The sequence below is a fragment of the Streptomyces sp. NPDC052114 genome (genome assembly GCF_040680155.1).
Lineage (GTDB): Bacteria > Actinomycetota > Actinomycetes > Streptomycetales > Streptomycetaceae > Streptomyces.
This window is the reverse complement of record NZ_JBFAWC010000001.1, coordinates 768334-789638: the sequence shown is the minus strand read 5'-3', so window position 1 is coordinate 789638 and position 21305 is coordinate 768334. Positions and strand designations below refer to the sequence as shown.

Sequence of the window (21305 nt, the reverse complement as noted above, 5' to 3'; positions counted from 1 at the left end):
CCGATGAGCAAGGTTCGCAGGGTTCGCGTGCTGGGCCGTCCGGTGCTGGCGTCGACGGCGGTGACCGCACTGGCGCTGACGGCGAGCGGGTGCGTGACCGTGCACGGCGAGCGCGAGGTCGTGCCCTCGGCCACCAAGTCCGAGGCGAAGCGCGCCCTCAAGGAGTTCCTCACCGCGTACAACAAGGCCGACAAGGCCGACGATCCGGCGCTGGACGCGGCCCGCATCACCGGCCCCCTCGGCGCCATCAACCAGGGCGGCCTGAAGTCGCGGCGCGTGCAGCACCCCGACGGCAACCCCTCGCACGTGCCGCTGGAGCTGTCGGACGTCACGTACGCGATCCCGAAGAAGGCCGGCTGGCCGCGCTGGTTCGTGGCCGACACCAAGGCCAACCGCCGCTCGGACCTGCGCTGGCTGTGGGTCTTCACCAAGGGCGGCCCCGACGAGCAGTGGCGGGCCACCTATCTGAGCCTGGTGTCGCCGGACAAGATGCCGGAGCTGAAGAAGGACGCGGACGGCTGGGCCGTGCCCGTGGAGGCGGACACGAAGAACCTCGCCGCGGCCCCCGCCGATCTCGGCAAGGAGTACACGTCGTTCCTGAAGTCGGGCGGCGACCTCTTCGCGCCGGGCGGCCACACGACCGGCTGGAAGGCCTTCCGCGAGCGGAACTCCAAGCGGGCGGGCCTGGCCGTGCAGTACATCGACGAGCCGGAGAACGGCGGCTCGTTCGCGCCGCTGGGGCTGCGCACCGCGGACGGCGACGCGCTGGTGTTCTTCTCCACCCGCCACTACGAGCGGCAGACCGCGTCCAAGGGACTGAGCCCGAAGGTCGAGCCGGACGCGAAGGCCCTGCTCAAGGGCGAGGTGAAGCAGTCCCTGACGCTGGACCGGGTCTCCAACCAGGTGGTCGTCGACCCGAAGAAGTCGGGCGGCGACAAGGTGACGTTCCTGGGCCGCATCCAGGGCCTGACGGGCGCCAAGGGCGAGTAGCCCTCCCGGGCGCCCCGCCGAACGGGCTCAGCCGCGCAACGGCCAGGCGGCGGCGTCCTGTTGGGGCTCGCCCACCACGCGCGCGCAGGCGTCCGTGAGGGTCTCCAGGAGCGTCAGCGGGTCCGGCAGCGGGTGCTCGGGGCCGCGCACCCAGCGCACCTCCAGGTCACCGGGGAGCCGGGCGGGCGGCACCAGGACGTAGGAACCGCGGCAGTGCCAGCGCAGCCCGGGGTGCTCGTCCATGGTCTCGGGGTGGCAGTCCAGCTCGCAGGGCCACCACTCGTCCTCGTCCTCGGGGGTGCCGCGGGTGGCGGTGTAGAAGAGCAGCCGGCCCTGGCCGTTGCTGCCGCCCGACTCGGCGACGGGCCCGACCTCGATGCCGGCGGCCAGGAGCCGCTCCAGGGCGTCGAGCCCGGCCTCCAGGGGGACGTCCAGGACGTCGTGGACCATGCCGGTGGCGGTGATGAAGTTGGCCTGCGGCTGGTGGCGGGCCCAGCGCTCGATCTGGGAGCGGTCCGTCGTGGACTGCGTCTGCCAGGCGAAGGAGACGGGGTGCCGTGCGGGGGTGGGACAGCCGATGCGGTCGCACGAACATCGGTATCCCGACGGATGCGCGGCCGGGGCGAGCGGCAGACCGGCCGCGGCGGCGGCGACCAGCAGGCCCTCCCGGGCCCCGTCATCTCCCGCCGTGTCCTTGGGACGGCGGCGGAGCCACTGGGAGATCCTGCCCTGTACGCCGGACCGGCTGCCGTACTCCGCGCCCATCTAGCCCCTCACCTCGCCGTTGTGCCGAAAGCATGACTCATGGTCCCACCATCCTGCGCCCCGGGGGGCCGGAGCCCACATCCGGGGTAGCCGGGGTGATGCCAGCCGCTGGACGACATAGCGCGTCATTGCGTACGAAGACGGGATTTGCACGCCTACCGTGGTCGCCATGGTCATCAGGACTGTGCTGACAGGCGTCACGGCGCTGGCCCTCACGGCACCGAACGGCTTCCTCGCCCCGATCGAGTGGGGCGGCGGCCCCCTGACCGTGGACGCGCTCCCCCGCGTCGTCTACACCGCCCACCGCGGCGGAGCCCTGGAGGTGCCGGAGAACAGCATGTCGGGCCTGGTCGCCGCGTTCGAGCGCGGCACCGCCCAGGTCATCGACTTCGACACCCGGATGCTGCGCGACGGCACGCTGGTGGTCATGCACGACGACACGCTGGACCGCACCACGTACGAGTCGGGGCCGGTGCGCGGCCTGGACCGGGACGAGTGGGAGGGCGTGCTGCTGCGCCCGACCACGGGGCTGCCGGACAGCTGGCGGCCCGAGCGCCCGCCGACGGTCGCGGAGGTGCTCGACCGGTTCGGCGGGCGGATCATGCTGATGCTGGAGGCCAAGGATCCGCAGAGCCTCAAGGCGCTCGCCCGGCTGATCCGGGCGCGGGGCCTGACCCGCTCGGTCTTCGTGAACACCAACGACCCCGCGGTCTCCCGCGGCGCCCACCGGCTGGGGCTGCTGGCGCAGCTGTGGCGCTCCAAGACGCAGATGCGCACCGACCGGCCCGAGCAGTGGGCGTCGTTCGTGGACGTCCTGGACGTGGACTACAAGGCCCGTGACGCCGATCTGGTGCGCGCGGTCAACTCGGGCATCCCGCGGGTGTGGGCGCACACGGTGACGACGCCGAAGCAGCGCGACCGGGTGCTGCGGCTGGGCTGCAACGGCGTCATCACGGACGCGCCGGGCCTGCTCTCGCGTACGCCGATCAAGCCGCCCAAGCGGTCCAAGCGGTCGAAGCCGGTCAAGGCGTCCGAGCGGTCCAAGTCGGTCAAGGCGTCCGGGCGGTCCGCGCCGGCGCAGCGGGTCAGGACGGCCGGGGGCGCGGCGTGATGCCGTACAGCGCGTACTCGACGAGCTTGTCGACGTAGGCGTGGGTGAGCGGGCCCGAGCGCATCAGCCAGCGCTGGGCGAGCGGGCCCGCCCACAGCTCCAGCGCGATGCGGGGGTCGACCTCGGGCGCGACCTGGCCCGCCTCCTGCGCCCGGCGCACCCGCTTCACGTACAGCTGGAGCTGCGGTTCGAGGAGCTTCTCCACGAACTCGGCGCCGAGCTCGGGGTTGAGCAGCCCCTCGGCGGCGAGCGCGCGGTAGGGGGCGTCGTACTTGGGGTCGTTGAACTCGTCGACGGTGGCCCGCATCACGTACTTGAGGTCGGCCTCCAGGTCGCCGGAGTCCGGGATCTCGGTCGCGGCCCCGTCCTCGCCCGCGCTCTCGGCGGCCTGCTGCGACGCCTGTTCGGCGAGGTCGAGGAAGGCGTCGAGCAGGACGGCGCCCTTGGACGACCACCAGCGGTAGATCGTCTGCTTGCCGACGCCGGCGCGGGCCGCGATGGCCTCGATCGTCAGCTTGGCGTAGCCGACCTCGCCGACGAGGGCGAGGGCGGCGTCGTAGATCGCGCGGCGCGAACGTTCGCTGCGGCGCGTGGAGTCAGGGGCGGTCTTCTGGGTGGCCATGCCGTCGAATGTAGCAGCGGGCGAGCCGAGACGTACCGTCTTGACAAGACGCGGCGTCTCGCCAATAGTGGAACCCGAAGCGAGACGAACCGTCTCGCCGGGCACGCGACGGCCCCGACGGCCTCGCGGGTTCCGATGAAGACGATGTGGAGGCACCCATGACCCGAAGCGGATCCGGAAACATGCTGGGCGTCGGCGGCACCCGCAGCAACCTCTCGCGCAAGGACCTGCGCGGCGGGCGCGGCGGCGGCCGTGTCGGCGGCGGGCTCAGCCCCCAGGAACAGAAGCGCGAGCTGCTGCGCAGACTCCAGGAGGGCCGCGAGACGCACGGCCGTGCGTGAGCCGGCGACACGGGTGGCGGTGTGACGCTCGCAACCACCCGTTCAGTTCACTGCGCGAAAGCTCCTCACACCGCACTATGAACAGCAACTGCCCCATCACGGGCAGCAACTGACCCTGCGGTACGTGAGGAGCTTTCGTTGTCCCCTCTTCCTCGCCTTCCTCGGCGCGCCACACCCCGGCGCTATCTCATGTGCTCACCGGCACACTTCAAGGTCACGTACTCCATCAACCCCTGGATGGACCCCGCCAAGCCGGTCGACGTACCCCTGGCCGTCGCCCAGTGGGAGGACCTGCGCGACCGCTACCGCTCGCTCGGCCACACCGTCGAGGAGCTCACCCCCGTGCCCGACCTGCCGGACATGGTGTTCGCCGCGAACGGCGCGACCGTCGTCGAGGGGCGCGTCCTCGGCGCCCGCTTCGCCTACCGCGAGCGCGAGCAGGAGGCGGCGGCCCACCTGGAGTGGTTCCGCGCGCACGGCTTCACCGAGATCCACGAACCGACCCACATCAACGAGGGCGAGGGCGACTTCGCCGTCACCTCCTCCTACGTCCTGGCCGGGCGCGGCTTCCGGGCCAGCCCGCTCTCGCACGGCGAGGCCCAGGAGTTCTTCGGCCGCCCGGTCATCGGGCTCGACCTCATCGACCCCCGCTACTACCACCTGGACACCGCGCTCGCGGTCCTGGACGACGCGGCGGACGAGGTCATGTACTACCCGCCCGCCTTCTCGCCCGGCAGCCGCGCCGTCCTGGAGCGGCTCTTCCCCGACGCACTGGTCGTCGAGGAGCCCGACGCGGCGGCGTTCGGGCTCAACGCCGTCTCAGACGGGCTCCACGTCCTGCTCCCGCAGGCCGCGCTCGGCCTCTTCGAGCCGCTGCGCGAGCGCGGCTACGAACCCCTCGGGCTCGACCTGTCCGAGCTGCTCAAGGGCGGCGGCAGCGTGAAGTGCTGCACGCAGGAGCTGCGGCCCTAACCCCGCTTCGCCGGGCAGAGCCTGCGCGGCGCGTCGTCGCCCTTCAGCCGGGCGTCGACGCAGCCGCCCGGCAGCCCCCGGTACGCCGTCGTGCCGAAGTTGGCCGTGACGGTCAGCGTGCCCCTGCCGAAGACCGTGCGCTGGACGGTGCGGTCGCCCGTCAGAAAGCGGAAGGAGGTCAGGGGCTCGGTGCCGGCGGCCCGGTGCAGGGGCGAGAAGTACTTCTGGAGCGCGGCCAGTCCGGCGCCGTGCCGCTCGATCGACGGGCCGTCCAGGACGTAGTTGAGCGGCGTGTTGTAGAGCATCGCCAGCAGGGCGCGGGTGGTCTTCTGGCGCGGGAGCTTCTCGTAGGAGAGCTCCCAGCGCTCGGTGTTGACCAGGGAGCCGTGCAGGGCGGTCTCGTAGAGCGGGGCGCGGTAGCGGGGGTCGTACATCGCCTTCGCGAGTCCCGCGGGCAGCTCGGCCGGCTTGAAGAAGACCCCGGGGGCGTTCTCGGGGTAGTAGCCGCCCCACTTCTCGCGGTCCTTCTCCAGCTTCCACAGGCCGTCGGCGGCCGGGGTGCCCGCGCCGTGGTCGAAGGCGAGCACCGTGTTCGCCCAGGCCTGGGCGGTCTCGGAGCCGAGGACGAGGCCCTGTCCCGTGGCGGCGATGCGGCGCATCCGCGCGAGGCGCAGCGCGCGGTCCTCGGCCTTGGTCATCGGGTGGGCGCGGTCGTGGTCGCGGAAGAGCTCGCCGGTGGCGTCGACGTCGAGGAAGTAGCTGTCGGCGCCGTTGGCGACCATCGAGCGGGTGCGCCCGGCCAGGTAGTGGTGGCGGGGCTCGGCCTGTGCGAAGGCGCGCGCGCTGAGGTAGCAGCCGCGGCCGCCGAAGCCGGTCACGGGCCCGCCCTTCGCGTCGCGCACGCAGAAGTCGGGGTAGACGGTGCCCGGCCACACCGCGTTCGGGGCGTCGGCGGTCCTCGGGTCCTGGCCGTTGGCGAAGGAGTCGTAGGGGCCGACGAGGTACCCGGCCTTCTTCGCGGCGCTCACCATCTCCTTGCCGGGGTAGGGCTTCCCGTCGTAGCCGAGCCACATCCGGTCGACGCCGAGCGCGCGCAGCCGCGCGATCGCGGGGGCCTTGCGGGCGTCGCCCCAGAGGTAGGCGTGGAAGGCGCCGAGGAGCTTCGCGGTGTCCGGGTTCTTGGCGATCTTCTTCTTCAGGCTGCCGAGCTCGCCGCGTTCGGCGAGGTAGGAGCGGTAGTCGGCGGCGGGCGCGACGGGGCTGCCGTCGGTCAGGGCGAAGGTGACGGTGTAGTCGCGGGTGCCGTCGCCGCCGTCGAAGGCGTGCTCGGCGGTGGCGCGCAGCCGGCCGCCGGGCGCGGTGAAGGCGAGGGTGGTGCCGAGGTCGGTGGGGGTGAGGTAGCTGACGCCGGTGCGCCCGCCCAGGGAGTGGCCCCACAGCGGCAGGGTCAGCTCGGCGCCCACGTCGACGGTGCTGCCCGCGAGCGCGCCCTCGCCGGTGGTCCAGAAGGGGTCCCCGACGGGGATGTCCAGGCCTTCGCCGCGCGGGAGTTGGAGGGCGGAGGTGGTGGCGTCGGTGCCGGTGACGGGCCAGCCGACGGAGGTGTCGCGGTGCGCCTTCAGGCTCAGGGAGAGGCGGCCGTGGTCGGTGCGGGCGGTGACGTCGATGCCGCGCGCGGGAAAGCTCCAGCGGGCCCGGTCGCGGCCGGTGCGGGTCACCGGGCCCGGCGCGCCGAGGTCGGTGGCGGCGGCGTCGGACAGGGCGAGGTCGCGGCCGTCGCGGGTGCGGGCGCGCACGGCGAGCGAGGCGGTGTCGACGACGGCGGTGCCGCCGTCGACGGGCAGTTCGACGCGGGTGCCGCGCGGCGGTTCGGCGCCGGCGGTGACGGCGTACGTGGTGGCGCCGGCGGCGACGACCGCCAGGGCGACGGACAGGGCGAGGAAACGGGTCTCCGGCCGCCTGCGGGCATGGCCGGGTGACGTGATCTTCGTGGGCATGGGGACTGGATAGTCACCGCTCCTAAGAACCTCTTAAGAGGCGGCCCGATTCAGCCAGGTGGCCTGGGGCGTGCTAACAATACGGACGCACAGGTACACAGACCGTCCTGTGTCACGCCCGTGTGCGAACGCGTGGCGACAACCGAACAGTTGGGTCCGTCCCGGGCCCACAGGGGGAAGAAGAGGTATCAGCGCAGTGAACCGCATGCGCACGTCCGCCGCAGTCCTGGCCACCGCGGGGGCCCTCACCGCCGCTCAGCTGGGCCTGGCAGGCTCCGCTTCCGCGGCGAGCGGCACGGCCGCGCCGTCCGCCGCTCCGCGCGCCGTCGCCGGCTGCCCGATCGACATCGTCTACACCTCGCGTTTCCAGATCGACCGGAACGGCTGGGTGACCAACGGCGGGCTGTACTTCGGCATCAAGAACAAGAGCACGAAGAGCATCAAGAAGGTCACCTTCACCGTGACCAACGCCAAGAACGTCCGCTTCGGCAAGGCGACGCCCAAGGGCGGCAAGGTCACCCACCGGACGACGAAGAAGGTCTCGGTGTACGACAAGAGCCTGGCGGGCAAGGCCAGCCTCGGCTTCCGGGTGCGCACGCACCTGCTGAACAGCCGTTCCTACAAGGTGAACTTCACCGTGCACGGGACCGGCTGGAACTGCTCCGTCAACCAGGGCAGCTGGGGCGCCGGCGCCTGATCGGTCCGGCCGCTCGTGCCGCCGCCCCGGTCCGCCGCGTCAGTCCGCGGGCCGGGGCGGCCACGCGTCGCCCCAGTCCGCGTCGCGGGCGGCGCGGTAGAGGGAGCCGTGGCGCTTGGTCACGGTCTGGCGGCGCAGCTCCTCTTCCGCCTCGCACAGGTCGAGCAGGACCTGGCCCTTGCGGATCTGGGGGCGGCGCACCACGCGGGACGGCGGCGGCGCGGGGTCGAAGCGGACCGCCGCGACATAGCTGAACTTCTCGTCCTCGTACGCCAGTGAGCCGCCCTTGACCTGGCGGTGCAGGGACGACCTGCTGACCCGTGCCGAGAAGTGGCACCAGTCCGTGCCGGGCACGATGGGGCAGGCCGCGCTGTGCGGGCAGGGGGCGGCGATCCGGAATCCCGCAGCGACGAGCCGGTCGCGGGCCGCCATGACGCGCGCGTAGCCGTCGGGGGTGCCGGGCTCGATGACGACGACGGCCTGCGCGGCCGCGTCGGCCGCCGCGTCGACGACCGAGCCGCGGTCGGCCTCGGTCAGCTCCCCGAGGACGTACGACACCGTGACGAGATCGGTGCTCTCGATGGCGAGCGACGCTCCGATACGAGAGCGCTGCCAGCGCGCCGCGCCCAGCTGGGGCACCGCGCCCGCCAGTTCACGGCCCAGCTCCAGCGCCGGTTCGGCCCAGTCGAGGACCGTCACGGGCCGCTCCTGCGGCCAGGTCGCCGCGACCGCCCAGGTCGCCGCGCCGGTCCCGCCGCCCACGTCCACATGGCTCCCGGGCGCCCACCCCTCGGGCGCGGCGTCCGCCAGCGCGCCGAGCGAGGAGCGCACCGCCTCGAAGGTCGCGGGCATGCGGTACGCGGCGTAGGCGGCGACGTCCGCGCGGTCGCGCAGGATCGGGGCGTCGGTCGGCGTACGGCCCCGGTAGTTGGCGATGAGCCGGTCGACGGCCTGGGTCGCCTGCTTGGGCGGGAGGCCGTCCAGGAGCCCGGCGAGGGCGGTGCGCAGGGTCGCTGCCGGGGAGGCCGGGAAGGCCGGGGAAATCGGGGCGTTCACCCCGTGATTCTACGGGGGTAGGAGGGGAGCGGGAGCAAGGAGAGAGGGAGAGCGATGAGCACACAGCCGCGCCGGGCCACGGTGTCCGACCACCCCGCGATCATCGAGCGCGTACAGAGCTGGTGGGGCGACACCCACTCCCCCGACCAGTCCAGGGAGCTGTCCCTGCTGCTGCCCAGACTGTTCCTGCAGTTCTTCGCGCACACCAGCCTGGTCCTGGAGCGGGGCGGGGAGATCCGGGCCTTCCTGATCGGCCTGTACTCCGGTGACGACGACCACGGCGCCTACATCCACTTCGTCGGCGTCGCCCCCGGGCTGCGCGGGCAGGGCGTGGGCCGCGCGCTGTACGAGGAGTTCTTCCGGCGGGCCGCCGCGGCCGGCCGGAAGGAGGTCCGCTCGGTCACCTCGCCGCACAACGCCCGCTCCATCGCCTTCCACCGGGCCATGGGCTTCGCCCTGGAACCGGGCGACCGCGAGGTCGCCGGGGTGCCGGTGCACAGCGACTACGACGGGCCGGGCCACCACCGGGTCTGCTTCCGCAGGGCGCTGTAGCGCGCCGGTGGCCGCCGCGGCCCGTACGGCTAGCGCCCCCGCGCCGCGCGGGCCAGGCGGGTGGCCGCCGCGGCCCGGGGGCCGCTGTCCGGGGCCTTGCGGCGCGGATGGACCGTGTTCGCGAGGAGCACCAGGAAGGTGTCGGTCGCCGGGTCGATGACCAGGGACGTGCCGGTGAAGCCGGTGTGCCCGGCCGCGCCGCGCCCGGCCAGCTCCCCCATGAACCAGGGCTGGTCGATGCCGAAGCCGAGGCCCGGCTCCGCCAGCATCAGCTCGACGAAGTCGGGGCCGAGGATGCGGGCCCTGCCGTACGAGCCGCCGCACAGCAGCGTGCGGCAGAACACGGCGAGGTCGCGGGCGGTGGAGAAGAGGCCCGCGTGCCCGGCGACGCCGCCGAGCGCCCAGGCGTTCTCGTCGTGGACCGTGCCGCGCAGCATCCCCCGGTCGGCCTTCGCCCACGGCCTGCGCTGGTCCTCCGTCGCGGCGGCGTCCGGACGCGGCCCGAAGCCGGTGGCGGTCATGCCGAGCGGCCGGGTGATGCCCTCGCGGATCAGGGCGTCCAGGGGTCGGCGGGTGAGGCGCTCCAGGATGTGCTGGAGCAGCAGCATGTTCAGGTCGGAGTAGACGTACGCGCCGGGCTCGGTGACCGGGGCCTCGGCGCGCAGGGCGGCGAGGCGGGCGGCGCCGTCCGGGCGGTCGTACAGCGGGAGTTCGGGGCGCAGGCCGGAGGTGTGCGTGAGCAGCTGGCGCACCGTGATGCCGTGCTCGGCGGCGGCCGTGAACTCGGGGACGTACGCCCCCACGAGCGCGTCGATGCCGAGCGTGCCGCGTTCCAGCTGCTGCACGGCGGCGACCGTCGTGAAGAGCTTGGTGAGCGAGGCCAGGTCGAAGGGGGTGGTGGTGCGCACCGGGACGCGCCACTCGCGGGGCAGCTCGACGCCCGTGCCGCTCTTCTCGTCGTACGAGGCGTAGCGCACCGCCCAGCCCGCCGCCTCCTCGGCGGCGATCACCGGGCCGCGGCCCACCAGGACCACGGCGCCCGCGCACCAGGGGCGCGGGCCGTGCGTCAGTGCGCGTACCTCGTCGACGAGGCGGCCGATCTCGTCGGGGTCGAGCCCCGCGCGGTCCGGGGTGCCGGCGCGCAGGAGCCGTGGTGCGCTCAGTGGTCCGCCTCCTCCGTGGTCTTGTGCTGCCAGGGGCGGCACAGTCCCACGAAGCAGGTGACGGCCGCCAGCGCGCAGACCAGTTGGACGACGGCCATCGGGACGGCCGTGTCCTCGCCCGCGATGCCGACGAGCGGCGAGGCGACGGCGCCGATGAGGAAGGAGGAGGTGCCGAGCAGCGCCGAAGCGGAACCGGCGGCGTGCGGGGTGCGGATCAGGGCGAGGGACTGGGTGTTGGGCATGGCGAGGCCCATCGCCGACATCAGGACGAAGAGCCCGGCGGCGACCGGGAAGAGGCCGACCTCGCCGAAGACGCCGGCCGTCATGAGCAGCAGCGCGGTCGCGGCGAGGGCGATCACGGCCAGGCCGACGGCGAGCACCTTGTTGAGGCTGACGCGGCCGACGAGGATCTTGCCGTTGACCTGGCCGGCGATGATCAGTCCGACGGAGTTGACGCCGAACAGGAGGCTGAAGGTCTGCGGGGACGCGCCGTAGATCTCCTGGATCACGAACGGCGAGGCGGAGATGTACGCGAAGAGCGCGGCGAAGGCGAAGCCGCCCGCGACCATGTAGCCGGTGAAGACGCGGTCGGCGAGGAGCGCGCGCATGGTGCGCAGCGCCTCGGCGGTGCCGCCGCCGTGCCGCTTCTCGGGCACGAGCGTCTCGGGCAGGCGCCGCCAGACCAGGAGGGTCAGGGCGATGCCGACGGCCGTGAGGACGACGAAGATGCCGCGCCAGTCGGTGAAGCGGAGCACCTGGCCGCCGATGAGGGGCGCGACGACGGGGGCGACGCCGGAGATCAGCATCAGGGTGGAGAAGAAGCGCGCCATCTCGACGCCGTCGTACAGGTCGCGGACGACCGCGCGGGCGATGACGATGCCGGCCGCGCCCGCGAGGCCCTGCAGGAGACGGAAGGCGATGAGCAGCTCCGCGGTGGGCGCGAGTGCGCAGATCGCGGTGGCGAGGATGTAGACGAGCAGGCCGATGAGGAGCGGGCGGCGGCGGCCCCATTTGTCGCTCATCGGGCCGACGACGAGCTGACCGAGGGCCATGCCCATGAGGCAGGCGGTGAGGGTCAGCTGGATGGTGGCGGCGGGCGCGCTCAGGGCGTCGGTGACCTCCGGCAGGGCCGGCAGGTACATGTCCATGGAGAGCGGGGGGACGGCGGTGAGGCCGCCGAGGACGAGGGTCACCAGGGCGCCGGTGCGGCGGAGGGCGACGGAGTCCTTCGGCTCCGCCGCCTTCGGTATCCGGTGCTCTTCTGTTGTCTGCCCGCGCTCAGGCATCTCGCCCCTCCCGGTAGCTTCGTGTCGCATCCATGGTCGCAGCTGTGGGCTCCGCCATGGACCACGGCACGTTCCTCGGCGCCCCGGGGCTCCGCCGCCGGCCCCCGCTCCCCGCCCGCCGGAGGGGCCGGATCCCGCTACGCGGGCTTCAGCCCCGGGTTGCCCTCCTCGGTCACGAAGGACGCCGCCGTCCTGATGGGGGCACCCGGTGTCGTCACCGCGCCGACCGTCTTGAAGTCCGCCCTCGCCGCGTCACGGCCCAGGGACACCGTCACGTAGCCGCGCCGCCCGTTGTAGAACTTCAGGTGGGGGTTGGCCTTGGTGTAGGTGTCCCAGTTGGCGGGCTTGTCCGCGCCGTCCTTGCCACTCGCGATGGACGTGGCGACGATCTCCGTGCCGACGGTCCTGGAGCCCGGGTCGCCGAAGTCGGCCTTGATGTCGAAGGCGTAGCCGACGTGCACGTCACCGGTGAGGACCATGAGGTTGTCCAGGCCGGCGGCCTCGGCGCCGGCGAGGACGCGCTGACGCGAGGCGCGGTAGCCGTCCCACGCGTCCATGGAGAGCTTGGCCTGCGCGTTCAGGTCGAGCCTGCGCTCGGAGAAGGTGACCTGCTGCGGCACCACGTTCCACAGGGCCTGCGAGCGGCGCCAGCCGTCGATGAGCCAGCGCTCCTGCGTGGCACCGGTGATCGTGCGTGCCGGGTCGTCCGACTCGGGCCCGGGGACGTGCGCGCCGTCGCCGTACGCCTGGTCGGAGCGGTACTGGCGGGTGTCGAGGATGTCGAACTGGGCGAGGCGGCCCCACTTCAGGCGCCGGTAGAGCCGCGCGTCGGGGCCGCTCGGCAGCTGCGGGCGGCGCAGCGGCTGGTTCTCCCAGTAGGCGCGGTACGCGGCGGCGCGGCGCAGCAGGAACTCGGCCGGCGGGTCGTCGTTCTCGGAGGTGTCGTCCGCGTAGTTGTTCTCGGTCTCGTGGTCGTCCCAGGTGACGACGAAGGGGTGCGCGGCGTGGGCGGCGCGCAGGTCGGGGTCGGACTTGTAGAGGGCGTACCGCAGGCGGTAGTCCTCCAGGGTCTTGGTCTCCTTGTTGAAGTGGGCGGGCAGCGTGCGGTCGGTGTAGTTGCGGGCGCCGCCGACCGCGTTGACGGCGTACTCGTAGAGGTAGTCGCCGAGGTGGAAGACGACGTCGACGTCGTCCTGCGCGAGGTGCTTGTAGGCGGTGAAGTAGCCGTCGTGGTACGCCTGGCAGGAGACCGCGGCGAGGGTGAGCCCGGTGGCGCGGCTGCCGGTGGCGGGCGCGGTGCGGGTGCGGCCGGTCTCGCTGATCCAGCTGCCGGTGCGGAAGCGGAAGTAGTAGGTGCGGCCCGCTTCGAGGTGGTCGACCTCGACGTGCGCGGTGTGGCTGAACTCGGGGTGCGCCACGGCCGTGCCCCGTCTGGCGACGCGGCGGAAGCGGGCGTCGTGGGCGAGCTCCCAGTGGAGGGTGACGCGCTCCCTCGGCAGGCCGCCGTCCGGCTCGTAGGGGGCCGGGGCGAGCCGGGTCCACAGCAGGACCGAGGAGGGCAGCGGGTCGCCGGAGGCGACGCCCAGGGTGAAGGGGTTGTCCGTGATGCGGCGGGCGTCCAGCTCGGCGGCGCCCGCCACGCCCGCGGTGGGCAGGTTGGTGGCGAAGGCGAGCGCGGCGGCGGCACCGGTGACGGTGAGGAACCGGCGGCGCCCCACGTGCCGGGCGACGGCGTGGAGTTCGGGTGCGTGCTGCTGGGCTGCGGGTGTCATGTGCCCTCCCCTGACGATTGGTGTCAGGGGCATGCAAGTGGCGGGGGACGACGCCCGCCTGTCGCGTACACAACAGCCATATGGCGGGCGGATGATGTCCGCGTGGACACCCCTCCCGTACGCTGCGGGGCCATGAACGCTGAGCGAACTGCCCCGTCGAACCCGCCGGGGACCGCCCCGGGAAGCACCCCGAGGACCGCCGTGGTGACCGGGGCGGGCTCCGGCATCGGCCGGTCCGTCGCCGTCGAACTGCTGGCCGCCGGCTGGTCGGTGGCGCTGGCGGGCCGGCGCGTGGAGACGCTGGAGGAGACGGCCGCCCTCGCCCGCGCGGCGGCGCCGGTCAAGGACGACGCCGCCGTGTGCGTGCGGACGGACGTGTCGCGGCCCGAGGACGTGGCCGCGCTCTTCGCCGCCGTACGCGACCGCTTCGGGCGCCTGGACCTGCTCTTCAACAACGCCGGCACGTTCGGCCCCGGCGGCGTCCCGGTCGAGGAACTCCCCTACGACGCCTGGCGCCACGTCGTCGACACCAACCTCAACGGCGCGTTCCTGTGCGCGCAGGCGGCCTTCCGGCAGATGAAGGAGCAGGACCCGCAGGGCGGGCGGATCATCAACAACGGCTCCATCTCGGCCCATGTGCCGCGCCCGAACTCGGTGGCGTACACGGCGACGAAGCACGCCCTGACGGGTCTGACGAAGGCCCTCTCCCTGGACGGGCGGCCGTACCGCATCGCCGTCGGGCAGATCGACATCGGCAACGCGGCCACCGACATGACCGAGCGCATGCAGTCCGGGATCCTCCAGGCCAACGGCCAGTTGGCGAGCGAACCGGTGATGGACGTGGCCGACGTGGCCCGCACGGTGCGGCACATGGCGGAGCTGCCGCTGGAGGCGAACGTCCAGTTCGCGACGGTCCTGGCGACCAACATGCCCTATATCGGCCGGGGTTGACACCCTTCGAGCGGTGGGTCCGGCGCTCCGGGTGGCCGAATACCGCCCGGAGCGGCCTGTGGCGACATGGACGTGTGAGCCAAATCTCCACAAGTGGAATAGGACCTACCGCCTCAATACCGGTCAGCGGTCACCGTATGCTCAGCACCTCTCCACGAGAACTTCACACTTGGAGCGTTCCTTGCGCATACGCACCGCCGCCACCGCCGCCCTGGCCGCCACCGCCCTGTCGGTGCCGCTGCTCGCCGTCTCGCCCGCCTCGGCGGCGACCGCCCGCCACCAGGGCGGACTGCACCTCGGCTACATCCAGTACGACAGCCCGGGCCGCGACACCCGCTCGAACGCCTCGCTGAACGCGGAGTGGGTGAACATCCACAACAACAGCCGGTCCGCGATCCAGCTCAAGGGCTACAAGCTCAAGGACGACACCGGCTACACCTACACCTTCGGCAGCTACAAGATCGGCGCCGGCAAGACGGTCAAGGTCCGCACCGGCAAGGGCACCAACGCCTCCGGCGTGCGCTACTGGGGCCGCGGCAGCTACGTGTGGAACAACACGAACGACAAGGCCCGCCTGATCAAGCCGAGCGGTTCCCTCCAGGACTCCTGCTCCTGGACGCGCGCGGACCGCGGCACCAAGAACTGCCACTGACCACCACCAGGGGAGGGGAGGCAGGGCAGCCGCTCCGCGGTGGGTGGGGGGAATCCGCGGTTGGGGCCGCGGGAATGACCCGGGCCGCGGAACGGTTGCCCTGCGACATGACGACGAACAAGAACGCCGGCTCCCCCGGCGCCGCTCCCCAGGTGCTGCGCTACGCCGCCTTCACGACCGTGCCCGAGGGCGGCAACCCCGCGGGCGTCGTGCCGGACGCGGCCGGACTCGACGACGCCCAGATGCTCGCGATCGCGGCGGATCTCGGCTACAGCGAGACGGCGTTCCTCACGGCGGGCTCGCCCCGGTCCGCCGCGGACGGCCAACACTCCTACGGCGTCCGCTACTTCAGCCCCGAGGCCGAGGTGCCCTTCTGCGGACACGCCACCGTGGCGGCGGCGGTGGCGCTGGCCGAGCGGGACGGGGCGGGCGCCGACGCCGGCGCCAGGGAGTACGTCTTCGCCACGCGCGCCGGTGCGGTGCCGGTGAGCGTCACCGGCGCGGACGGGACGCTGCGGGCCACGCTCACCAGCGTCGAGCCGTCCGTCGAGGACGTCGCCGCGGACGACGTGGCGGAGGCGCTGGCCGCGCTCGGCTGGGCCGCGGACGAGCTGGACCCGCGGCTGCCGCCGCGCATCGCCTTCGCGGGCGCCCGGCATCTCGTCCTCGCGGCGGCGACCCGTGCGCGCCTCGCCGATCTGTCCTACGACTTCGGGCGCCTGGCCTCGCTGATGCGCCGCCTCGACCTGATCACCGTCCAACTCGTGTGGCGCGAGGCCGACTCCGTCTTCCACGCGCGCGATCCGTTCCCGGTCGGCGGTGTCGTGGAGGATCCGGCCACCGGCGCGGCCGCGGCGGCCTTCGGGGCGTACGCCCGCGAACTCTCCCTCGTCCCCGCCGGGGCGGTCCTCACCGTCCACCAGGGCGACGACATGGGACGGCCCGGCGTGCTGACGGTGACGCTGCGGGAGGGGGACCCGCGGGTGCGGGTGAGCGGGGCGGCGGTACGGATCCCCGGGTGACCGGAGTGAGGAGAACCGGCGGGCCTACGCCTGTCCCGTCTCGAAGCGGGACACCTTGTCCCCGTCGACCGTGAACCGCCACCGCGTGCGCATCTCGCCCCAGGTGTCGTTCCGGTACGAGACGAGCAGCGCGCGGCCGCCGTCCGACTCGGACTCGATGTCCATGTGGCCGTTGGAGGAGAAGATCTCCCGCTCCGTCCAGTCGGCGACGTCGCGGTCGGAACCGTCGTCGGACATGGTCGCGCCCGGGACGAGCAGCGCCTCGAAGGCGGCCTTGTCGTGGGCGTTGACCGCGGTGACGAAGGCGCGGACGGTGGGGTCGGAGAGCCGGTTCACCTGAATGCTCATGGGCCCACCGTCACACCGGAAGGACCCGGGCGCCACCGAGCGGGGCACCGCACGGTCACCCGTACGGCCCACGGGACCGGGTGCCCGGCGCGGGTCCGGTGGACGGTGGAAGACGGACCGGACCCCGTCCGCCACCGCCCCCGGGAGGCCTGATGACCTGCACGTGCCTGGACCGCCGCGACCTCGGCCTGCTGCTGCTCCGCGCGGGCACCGGCGGGGTGCTCGCCGCGCACGGCGCCCAGAAGCTCTTCGGCTGGTTCGGGGGCGGCGGCATCGAGGGCACCGGCGCCTTCATGGAGTCCGTCGGATACGCGCCGGGCAAGCTGAACGCCGTCGTCGCGGGCCTCTCCGAGGCGGGCGGCGGCGTGCTCCTCGCCCTGGGCCTCGCGACACCGGCGGCGGGCGCGGCGGCGGCCGGGGCGATGGCCGGCGCCACGGCCGTCCACGCGCCGAACGGCTTCTTCAGCCAGGGCGGCGGCTACGAGTACCCGGCCTTCCTCGGCCTGACCGCCGCGGCCCTCGCCGTCACCGGCCCCGGCCGCTACTCCGCCGACCACGCCCTGGGCCACCGCCTCAACCGCGCCTGGATGGTCCCGGCCGCCCTGGCGGGGACGGCGGTGGGGGTGCTGGTGACACTGGCGTCGCGCAAGAGGACCGTCGAAGCCGCGGCCGAGTCCTCGCCGGAGGCGTAGCGCGGCGCGGCACGCCCGGCTTGGCTCGCCCGGGTCGGTACGACGGGCCGCGCCGGTACTCCGGGCCATGCCGGTGCGACAGATCGCGCCGGCATGGCAGGCTGCCGGTATGGATGATCCGCAGGACCCCTGGGAGACCGTCGGACGGCTCTGCGAATGGCTTGATTCGCACAATGAGCGGGCGCCTCAAGAGGCGCTCCTGTTGCGGATGTTGAAGCTCTCCGAGGAGGTCGGCGAGGTCGCGCAGGCCGTCATCGGGGCCACCGGGCAGAATCCGCGCAAGGGCACCACCCACACCTGGGACGACGTCCGGGCCGAGCTGTGCGACGTCATCGTCACGGCCATGGTCGCCCTGCGCACCCTGACCCCCGAGGCGCGCGACGTCTTCGCGGAGCATCTGCGGCGCGTCGGCGCGCGGTCCGATATTGAGGTGCCGAAGAGCAGTTGAGGAATTAGCGTCCGCCTTTATGACCTCCTCCCCCGCCACCACCGACGGTCCGCCCCGGCTCACCCGGCTCACCTTCCACGGCCCCCTCTCCGAAGCCCGCGCCCAGCGGATGGTCGGACGGCTCGCCGCGAACGATCCCCGCACCGTGCTCGATCTCGGCTGCGGGTGGGGCGAGTTGATGCTCCGGATCCTCGAAGCCGCCCCGGACGCCACCGGCATCGGCGTCGACCTCAGGGCGGAGGACCTGGACCGCGGCCGGGCGAACGCCGCCGCGCGAGGCCTCGACGGCCGGGTCGTCTTCGCCGAGGAGTCCGCGACGGACACCGCGCGCGGCCCCGCCGACCTCGTGCTGTGCCTGGGCGCGAGCCACGCGCTCAGCGACGCCGACCCGGGCGAGGCGACCGTCGAGGCCCTGCGCGCGCTGCGCCGCCTGGTGAACCCCGGCGGTCGCGTCGTCCTCGGCGAGGGCTTCTGGCAGCGCACGCCCACCGCGGAGGAGCTCGCCGCGATGTGGCCGGACGCCGGCGCCGACGAGCATCTCCCGCTCGGCGACCTGGTGGACGCCGCGATCGGGGCCGGGTTCCGGCCGCAGTGGGTGGAGACGGCGAGCCCCGAGGAGTGGGAGGAGTTCGAGTCCGGCTACCGCGCCGACGTCGAGGAGTGGCTCGCCGCCCACCCCGGTCATCCGCTGGCCGCCGAGACCCGCGACCGTGTCGACACCCAGCGCTCGTCCTGGCTGCGCGGCTACCGCAGGGTGCTCGGCATCACGTATCTGACCTTGGTTCCCGTCGGCTGAACCGGGTTAGGGTCGCGCCGTATCGGCAGTACGGCGAAGCGAGGGGGCGCACACCATGGGCGCGAGGGTCACGGCGGTCAGCAGCAACGGAACGTACTCCTTCACCAAGCCGAACCGCGAGAGCATCACGCTCCTCGAAGGCCTCGGCGTCGAGGGGGACGTGCACGCGGGGACGAAGGTCAAGCACCGCTTCCGCGTCGCCCAGGATCCCGACCAGCCCAACCTCCGCCAGGTCCACCTCATCCACGAGGAGCTCTTCGACGAGCTGGCGCGGGACGGCTTCACCGTCGCGGCGGGCGAGCTCGGCGAGAACGTCACCACGCGCGGCATCGACCTGCTCGGCCTGCCCACCGGCGCGCTCCTGCACCTCGGCACCGCGGCCGTCGTGGAGGTCACGGGCCTGCGCAACCCCTGCCGCCAGATCGACGATTTCCAGGCGGGGCTGATGAAGAAGGTCGTCGGGCGCGACGAGAGCGGGGCCGTCTTCTTCAAGTCCGGGATCATGGGCGTGGTCCGCCGGGGCGGCGCGATACGCCCCGGCGACGCGGTGACGGTCACCCTGCCGGACGGTCCGCACCGGCCGATGCAGACCGTCTGAGCGCCCGCTCCCCTACGCCCCCGGCCCGAACCACGTCTCCGCCAGCGCGTCGAGCGTCGGCTCGGGCGGGGCGGGCAGCTCGCTCAGGTACCAGGGCAGCTTGCTGTACACGTGGAGCAGTGTGTACGCGAGGAGTCGGCGCGGATCGTACGTCCGGCCGTACGCCTTCATGAAGCGGGCGAGCAGTCCCGGCTCGCCCCGGGTGACGAAGAGGCCGACGCCCACGAAGTCGTACGCGCGGTCGCCGATCATGGCGGGCTCGAAGTCGAAGAGCCCGGTGAGCCGCCAGGCGTCGTCGGGGTCGACGATCAGGTGCTGGCGCATGAACTCGGTGTGCAGGAGCGCCGGTCGGTGGTCCTGGACGGCGGGCGGCCCGGCGGAGTCGAGGAAGCCGGGGATCTGCTCCAGCCAGCCCTCCGCGAGCCCGTGCCCGCGCTGCTTCTCCACCGCTCCCGCGCGCTGCCGGTCGACGAACGCGCCCCAGTCGCCGGGGCCGAGGACGTCGGCGAGCGGCCCGGGGTCGAGCGCGTGCAGCGCGGCCAGCGCCTCGGCGGCGTCGGTGACGATCCGCTCCCGGTCGGCGCGCGGGATGCGCGGCCAGGCCGTGGCGAGGCCCTCGCCGGGCAGGCGGGACATCAGGACGTAGCGCCAGCCGTTGACGTACGTGCCCGCGTCATGGAGCCGGGGCGTGGGGACGGGCAGACGGCCCTCGACGTGGGCCAGCACGCGGGCCTCGGCGACGCCGTCCTCGGCGCAGATGCCGGGGAACAGCTTCAGGACGTGGGTGCCGCCGACCGCGTAGACGGGCTGGGAGCCCTCCGCGTAGCGGCTCAGGGGCGCCCCGGCCAGCCCGAGCCTGCCGCACAGGTCCTCGACGCCGGGCCGCATGACCGCTTCGTCGGGCAGGACCCGGTCCCATTCCTCGTCCGTGTACACCTCGGGCAGCATGATCGGCACCGTACTGGCTACCGAAGTAGCACCGCGAGCGACTTTCGGCGGCATCGGGCGGCGGTGCCCGGCTCCTAACGTCACGGGGGAAGGACAGCGACGGCGACCCGGCCGTCACGGGGCGGAACGGAGCACCACGCATGTCGGGCGACAAGCTCAGCGGGACGGCGGACGGGAAAGCAACCGAACTCGGCGTCCCGCGCCGGGATCTGGTGCTGCTCCTCGTCGGCCTGCCGCTCCTCGGTCTGCTGCTCGGGCTCGCGCTGCCCCGGCTCGCCCGCTGGGCGTCCGGTTCTCCGGTGCTGCCGTGGCGGGACGGCGTCGAGTTCGTCGGCCGGCTGGACGCGCCGTGGCAGACCGCGCTCGTCATGGCGGCGGGGCTCGTGGCCGGGCTCGTGCTGGCCTTCGTCGCGCTCGCCGAGCCGATGACGGTGAAGCTGACCGACGAGCGGGTGGTCGTCGAACAGGACGACCGGACCCGGTCGTTCGAGCGCGCCGACGTCGCGGCGGTCTTCCTCGACGGCAGGCAGCTGGTGCTGCTCGGCGCGGACTCCGGCGAGCTGGCGCGCGGCAGGCACGAGGCCCGCCCCGCGGAGCTGGCCGAGGCGTTCCGCGCGCACGGCTACCCCTGGCGGGCGGCCGACCCGCACGCGGCCCTGTTCCGGCGCTGGATCCCCGGCACCCCCGACCTGCCCGCCGAGGCGCACGCCCTCCTCGCGGCGCGGAAAGCCGCGCTCAAGCGCGATGCCGCACGGGACGCGCGGGATCTGGTCGAGACGGTGCGGGGGCTCGGATACGTCGTACGGGACGAGCGGTCCGAGCAGTACTGGCGGCCCCTGACCGGGGCGTGAGCAGGGCGGCACCCCCGCCCACGGGGGGACGGGGGTGCCGCCCGACGGTGTCGGACGGGCGTCAGAAGACGAACGGCCCCGGGGACTGCGCCGACGTGGCGTTGCACGTCACGGTGATGCCGAGGACCACGATCTTCAGGGACTTGCCTTCCAGGCTGTCGCCCGCGGCGACGGTCCCCTTGAGCGGTCCGGTGGAGACGGGGCCGCCGGCCGGGATGGCCGGGTTGGCGTTGCCGGTGAAGTCGGTCGTCCCGCTGCCGTTCTTGGTGAGGGTGAGCGTGGAGTTGACGGAGCCGGCGCCCACGTCGATCGGGGCGCTGATCGCCGAGGTGGAGACCTCTATGGTCGCGTCGGTGCCGTTCGCGGCGGCGGTGAGGGTCGCCGTCCCGGATCCGTACGAACCGCAGTCGAAGGAGACGGTGGCGCTCTGCGGTTCCACCGCACCGGCCGCGGGCGCCATCGCGAGCGCGCCGACGGCGAGCACGCCGGTGCCGAGGACCGCGCCGATGCCTGTGCCGAATCTGCCATGTCGCATGGAGGGCCTGCCTTCATGTGGGGGGGGGAGCGAGGGGGGATACGTGCGGGAGCCGGGCCGCCGGCCCCCGTCGTCCCGATGCCTTCCGGCATCTTCTGACGGGTAGTCAGCGGCCCGGATCGCTGCCCATTGAGGCACAG

The 21305-nt window shown here is 73.2% G+C and carries 24 protein-coding genes; 14 read left to right on the top strand and 10 right to left on the bottom strand.

What is annotated here, in order from left to right:
• Window positions 1–3: 3 nt before the first annotated feature.
• A complete protein-coding gene (locus AB0L89_RS03345; RefSeq protein ID WP_365133413.1) occupies window positions 4–990 on the top strand; it encodes a hypothetical protein in 987 nt (328 codons plus the stop codon).
• 27 nt (window positions 991–1017) lie between these two features.
• Here AB0L89_RS03345 and AB0L89_RS03340 read toward each other — a convergent pair whose 3' ends face one another.
• Window positions 1018–1755, bottom strand: a complete 738-nt coding sequence (locus AB0L89_RS03340; RefSeq protein ID WP_365133411.1) for a bifunctional DNA primase/polymerase — start codon at window positions 1753–1755, stop codon at window positions 1018–1020.
• 169 nt (window positions 1756–1924) lie between these two features.
• Between AB0L89_RS03340 and AB0L89_RS03335 the strand changes: the two genes are divergently transcribed.
• Entirely contained in the window at window positions 1925–2866 is a 942-nt protein-coding gene (locus AB0L89_RS03335; protein WP_365133408.1) for a glycerophosphodiester phosphodiesterase, read from the top strand.
• Here the strand turns inward: AB0L89_RS03335 and AB0L89_RS03330 are convergent.
• Window positions 2841–3488 (bottom strand): TetR/AcrR family transcriptional regulator, encoded by a 648-nt coding sequence (locus tag AB0L89_RS03330; RefSeq protein ID WP_365133405.1) that lies wholly within the window; start codon window positions 3486–3488, stop codon window positions 2841–2843. The two genes, AB0L89_RS03335 and AB0L89_RS03330, sit on opposite strands and share 26 nt — an antisense overlap.
• Before the next feature lie 158 nt (window positions 3489–3646).
• On the opposite strand from AB0L89_RS03330, the gene AB0L89_RS03325 reads away from it, so the two are divergent.
• Together AB0L89_RS03325 and ddaH are read left to right on the top strand one after the other, a co-directional pair.
• A complete protein-coding gene (locus tag AB0L89_RS03325; protein WP_365133402.1) occupies window positions 3647–3829 on the top strand; it encodes a DUF6243 family protein in 183 nt (60 codons plus the stop codon).
• A 138-nt stretch (window positions 3830–3967) separates the two neighbouring features.
• Window positions 3968–4801: a dimethylargininase gene (gene ddaH, locus AB0L89_RS03320; RefSeq protein WP_365133399.1), complete on the top strand. Its 834-nt coding sequence runs from the start codon at window positions 3968–3970 to the stop codon at window positions 4799–4801.
• Here ddaH and AB0L89_RS03315 read toward each other — a convergent pair.
• Window positions 4798–6798 carry a glycoside hydrolase gene (locus AB0L89_RS03315; protein WP_365133396.1) on the bottom strand — a complete coding sequence of 667 codons (2001 nt, stop codon included), beginning with the start codon at window positions 6796–6798 and terminating at the stop codon, window positions 4798–4800. The two genes, ddaH and AB0L89_RS03315, sit on opposite strands and share 4 nt — an antisense overlap.
• Before the next feature lie 205 nt (window positions 6799–7003).
• Between AB0L89_RS03315 and AB0L89_RS03310 the strand changes: the two genes are divergently transcribed.
• Entirely contained in the window at window positions 7004–7495 is a 492-nt protein-coding gene (locus AB0L89_RS03310; RefSeq protein ID WP_365133393.1) for a hypothetical protein, read from the top strand.
• Between the two features lie 39 nt (window positions 7496–7534).
• On the opposite strand, the gene AB0L89_RS03305 is transcribed toward AB0L89_RS03310, so the two are convergent.
• Window positions 7535–8551 carry a small ribosomal subunit Rsm22 family protein gene (locus AB0L89_RS03305; protein ID WP_365133390.1) on the bottom strand — a complete coding sequence of 339 codons (1017 nt, stop codon included), beginning with the start codon at window positions 8549–8551 and terminating at the stop codon, window positions 7535–7537.
• A 54-nt stretch (window positions 8552–8605) separates the two neighbouring features.
• Here AB0L89_RS03305 and AB0L89_RS03300 point away from each other — a divergent pair, with 54 nt between their 5' ends.
• On the top strand, window positions 8606–9103 hold the full coding sequence (locus AB0L89_RS03300; protein ID WP_365133387.1) for a GNAT family N-acetyltransferase: 498 nt from the start codon (window positions 8606–8608) through the stop codon (window positions 9101–9103).
• 29 nt (window positions 9104–9132) lie between these two features.
• On the opposite strand, the gene AB0L89_RS03295 is transcribed toward AB0L89_RS03300, so the two are convergent.
• From AB0L89_RS03295 to AB0L89_RS03285, 3 genes are all read right to left on the bottom strand, one after another.
• Complete coding sequence (locus AB0L89_RS03295) at window positions 9133–10299, bottom strand: serine hydrolase domain-containing protein (RefSeq protein WP_365133989.1); 1167 nt, start codon at window positions 10297–10299, stop codon at window positions 9133–9135.
• Window positions 10263–11552: a multidrug effflux MFS transporter gene (locus tag AB0L89_RS03290; RefSeq protein WP_365133384.1), complete on the bottom strand. Its 1290-nt coding sequence runs from the start codon at window positions 11550–11552 to the stop codon at window positions 10263–10265. The genes AB0L89_RS03295 and AB0L89_RS03290 overlap by 37 nt, the downstream gene beginning before the upstream one ends.
• Window positions 11553–11689: 137 nt before the next feature.
• The gene (locus AB0L89_RS03285; protein WP_365133381.1) at window positions 11690–13324 is read right to left on the bottom strand and encodes an alkaline phosphatase D family protein; all 1635 of its coding nucleotides are present in this window, start codon (window positions 13322–13324) and stop codon (window positions 11690–11692) included.
• Between the two features lie 132 nt (window positions 13325–13456).
• On the opposite strand from AB0L89_RS03285, the gene AB0L89_RS03280 reads away from it, so the two are divergent.
• The 3 genes from AB0L89_RS03280 (at window position 13457) to AB0L89_RS03270 (ending at window position 15949) form a co-directional block, all read left to right on the top strand.
• Window positions 13457–14275, top strand: coding sequence for an SDR family oxidoreductase (locus AB0L89_RS03280; RefSeq protein WP_365133378.1), 819 nt, complete (start codon window positions 13457–13459; stop codon window positions 14273–14275).
• A 181-nt stretch (window positions 14276–14456) separates the two neighbouring features.
• Window positions 14457–14927 carry a lamin tail domain-containing protein gene (locus tag AB0L89_RS03275; protein ID WP_365133374.1) on the top strand — a complete coding sequence of 157 codons (471 nt, stop codon included), beginning with the start codon at window positions 14457–14459 and terminating at the stop codon, window positions 14925–14927.
• 107 nt (window positions 14928–15034) lie between these two features.
• Entirely contained in the window at window positions 15035–15949 is a 915-nt protein-coding gene (locus tag AB0L89_RS03270; protein WP_365133371.1) for a PhzF family phenazine biosynthesis isomerase, read from the top strand.
• Between the two features lie 24 nt (window positions 15950–15973).
• Here the strand turns inward: AB0L89_RS03270 and AB0L89_RS03265 are convergent, their stop codons facing one another.
• Window positions 15974–16297 (bottom strand): nuclear transport factor 2 family protein, encoded by a 324-nt coding sequence (locus AB0L89_RS03265; protein ID WP_365133368.1) that lies wholly within the window; start codon window positions 16295–16297, stop codon window positions 15974–15976.
• A gap of 152 nt (window positions 16298–16449) precedes the next feature.
• On the opposite strand from AB0L89_RS03265, the gene AB0L89_RS03260 reads away from it, so the two are divergent.
• The 4 genes from AB0L89_RS03260 (at window position 16450) to AB0L89_RS03245 (ending at window position 18831) form a co-directional block, all read left to right on the top strand.
• The gene (locus tag AB0L89_RS03260; RefSeq protein ID WP_365133365.1) at window positions 16450–16989 is read left to right on the top strand and encodes a DoxX family membrane protein; all 540 of its coding nucleotides are present in this window, start codon (window positions 16450–16452) and stop codon (window positions 16987–16989) included.
• A 109-nt stretch (window positions 16990–17098) separates the two neighbouring features.
• On the top strand, window positions 17099–17437 hold the full coding sequence (locus AB0L89_RS03255) for a MazG-like family protein (protein WP_365133362.1): 339 nt from the start codon (window positions 17099–17101) through the stop codon (window positions 17435–17437).
• Between the two features lie 19 nt (window positions 17438–17456).
• Window positions 17457–18233 (top strand): class I SAM-dependent methyltransferase, encoded by a 777-nt coding sequence (locus AB0L89_RS03250; RefSeq protein WP_365133359.1) that lies wholly within the window; start codon window positions 17457–17459, stop codon window positions 18231–18233.
• A gap of 55 nt (window positions 18234–18288) precedes the next feature.
• Entirely contained in the window at window positions 18289–18831 is a 543-nt protein-coding gene (locus AB0L89_RS03245; RefSeq protein ID WP_365133356.1) for an MOSC domain-containing protein, read from the top strand.
• A gap of 12 nt (window positions 18832–18843) precedes the next feature.
• Here the strand turns inward: AB0L89_RS03245 and AB0L89_RS03240 are convergent, their stop codons facing one another.
• Complete coding sequence (locus tag AB0L89_RS03240; protein WP_365133353.1) at window positions 18844–19779, bottom strand: aminoglycoside 3'-phosphotransferase/choline kinase family protein; 936 nt, start codon at window positions 19777–19779, stop codon at window positions 18844–18846.
• Window positions 19780–19919: 140 nt separating this feature from the next.
• Between AB0L89_RS03240 and AB0L89_RS03235 the strand changes: the two genes are divergently transcribed.
• On the top strand, window positions 19920–20630 hold the full coding sequence (locus AB0L89_RS03235; protein WP_365133350.1) for a hypothetical protein: 711 nt from the start codon (window positions 19920–19922) through the stop codon (window positions 20628–20630).
• Window positions 20631–20691: 61 nt separating this feature from the next.
• Here the strand turns inward: AB0L89_RS03235 and AB0L89_RS03230 are convergent, their stop codons facing one another.
• Window positions 20692–21165 (bottom strand): hypothetical protein, encoded by a 474-nt coding sequence (locus tag AB0L89_RS03230; RefSeq protein WP_365133347.1) that lies wholly within the window; start codon window positions 21163–21165, stop codon window positions 20692–20694.
• Window positions 21166–21305 lie beyond the last annotated feature (140 nt).

What these genes read in the sequence shown, in the direction of transcription:
- AB0L89_RS03300 (WP_365133387.1), top strand. Translation starts at nt 8,606, where the DNA reads ATGAGCACACAGCCGCGCCGGGCCACGGTGTCCGACCACCCCGCGATC.
- AB0L89_RS03265 (WP_365133368.1), bottom strand. Translation starts at nt 16,297, where the DNA reads ATGAGCATTCAGGTGAACCGGCTCTCCGACCCCACCGTCCGCGCCTTC.
- AB0L89_RS03285 (WP_365133381.1), bottom strand. Translation starts at nt 13,324, where the DNA reads ATGACACCCGCAGCCCAGCAGCACGCACCCGAACTCCACGCCGTCGCC.
- AB0L89_RS03330 (WP_365133405.1), bottom strand. Translation starts at nt 3,488, where the DNA reads ATGGCCACCCAGAAGACCGCCCCTGACTCCACGCGCCGCAGCGAACGT.
- AB0L89_RS03335 (WP_365133408.1), top strand. Translation starts at nt 1,925, where the DNA reads ATGGTCATCAGGACTGTGCTGACAGGCGTCACGGCGCTGGCCCTCACG.
- AB0L89_RS03255 (WP_365133362.1), top strand. Translation starts at nt 17,099, where the DNA reads ATGGATGATCCGCAGGACCCCTGGGAGACCGTCGGACGGCTCTGCGAA.
- AB0L89_RS03325 (WP_365133402.1), top strand. Translation starts at nt 3,647, where the DNA reads ATGACCCGAAGCGGATCCGGAAACATGCTGGGCGTCGGCGGCACCCGC.
- AB0L89_RS03315 (WP_365133396.1), bottom strand. Translation starts at nt 6,798, where the DNA reads ATGCCCACGAAGATCACGTCACCCGGCCATGCCCGCAGGCGGCCGGAG.
- AB0L89_RS03270 (WP_365133371.1), top strand. Translation starts at nt 15,035, where the DNA reads ATGACGACGAACAAGAACGCCGGCTCCCCCGGCGCCGCTCCCCAGGTG.
- AB0L89_RS03250 (WP_365133359.1), top strand. Translation starts at nt 17,457, where the DNA reads ATGACCTCCTCCCCCGCCACCACCGACGGTCCGCCCCGGCTCACCCGG.
- AB0L89_RS03340 (WP_365133411.1), bottom strand. Translation starts at nt 1,755, where the DNA reads ATGGGCGCGGAGTACGGCAGCCGGTCCGGCGTACAGGGCAGGATCTCC.
- AB0L89_RS03290 (WP_365133384.1), bottom strand. Translation starts at nt 11,552, where the DNA reads ATGCCTGAGCGCGGGCAGACAACAGAAGAGCACCGGATACCGAAGGCG.
- AB0L89_RS03240 (WP_365133353.1), bottom strand. Translation starts at nt 19,779, where the DNA reads ATGCTGCCCGAGGTGTACACGGACGAGGAATGGGACCGGGTCCTGCCC.
- AB0L89_RS03310 (WP_365133393.1), top strand. Translation starts at nt 7,004, where the DNA reads ATGCGCACGTCCGCCGCAGTCCTGGCCACCGCGGGGGCCCTCACCGCC.
- AB0L89_RS03280 (WP_365133378.1), top strand. Translation starts at nt 13,457, where the DNA reads ATGAACGCTGAGCGAACTGCCCCGTCGAACCCGCCGGGGACCGCCCCG.
- AB0L89_RS03230 (WP_365133347.1), bottom strand. Translation starts at nt 21,165, where the DNA reads ATGCGACATGGCAGATTCGGCACAGGCATCGGCGCGGTCCTCGGCACC.
- AB0L89_RS03345 (WP_365133413.1), top strand. Translation starts at nt 4, where the DNA reads ATGAGCAAGGTTCGCAGGGTTCGCGTGCTGGGCCGTCCGGTGCTGGCG.
- AB0L89_RS03260 (WP_365133365.1), top strand. Translation starts at nt 16,450, where the DNA reads ATGACCTGCACGTGCCTGGACCGCCGCGACCTCGGCCTGCTGCTGCTC.
- AB0L89_RS03245 (WP_365133356.1), top strand. Translation starts at nt 18,289, where the DNA reads ATGGGCGCGAGGGTCACGGCGGTCAGCAGCAACGGAACGTACTCCTTC.
- AB0L89_RS03235 (WP_365133350.1), top strand. Translation starts at nt 19,920, where the DNA reads ATGTCGGGCGACAAGCTCAGCGGGACGGCGGACGGGAAAGCAACCGAA.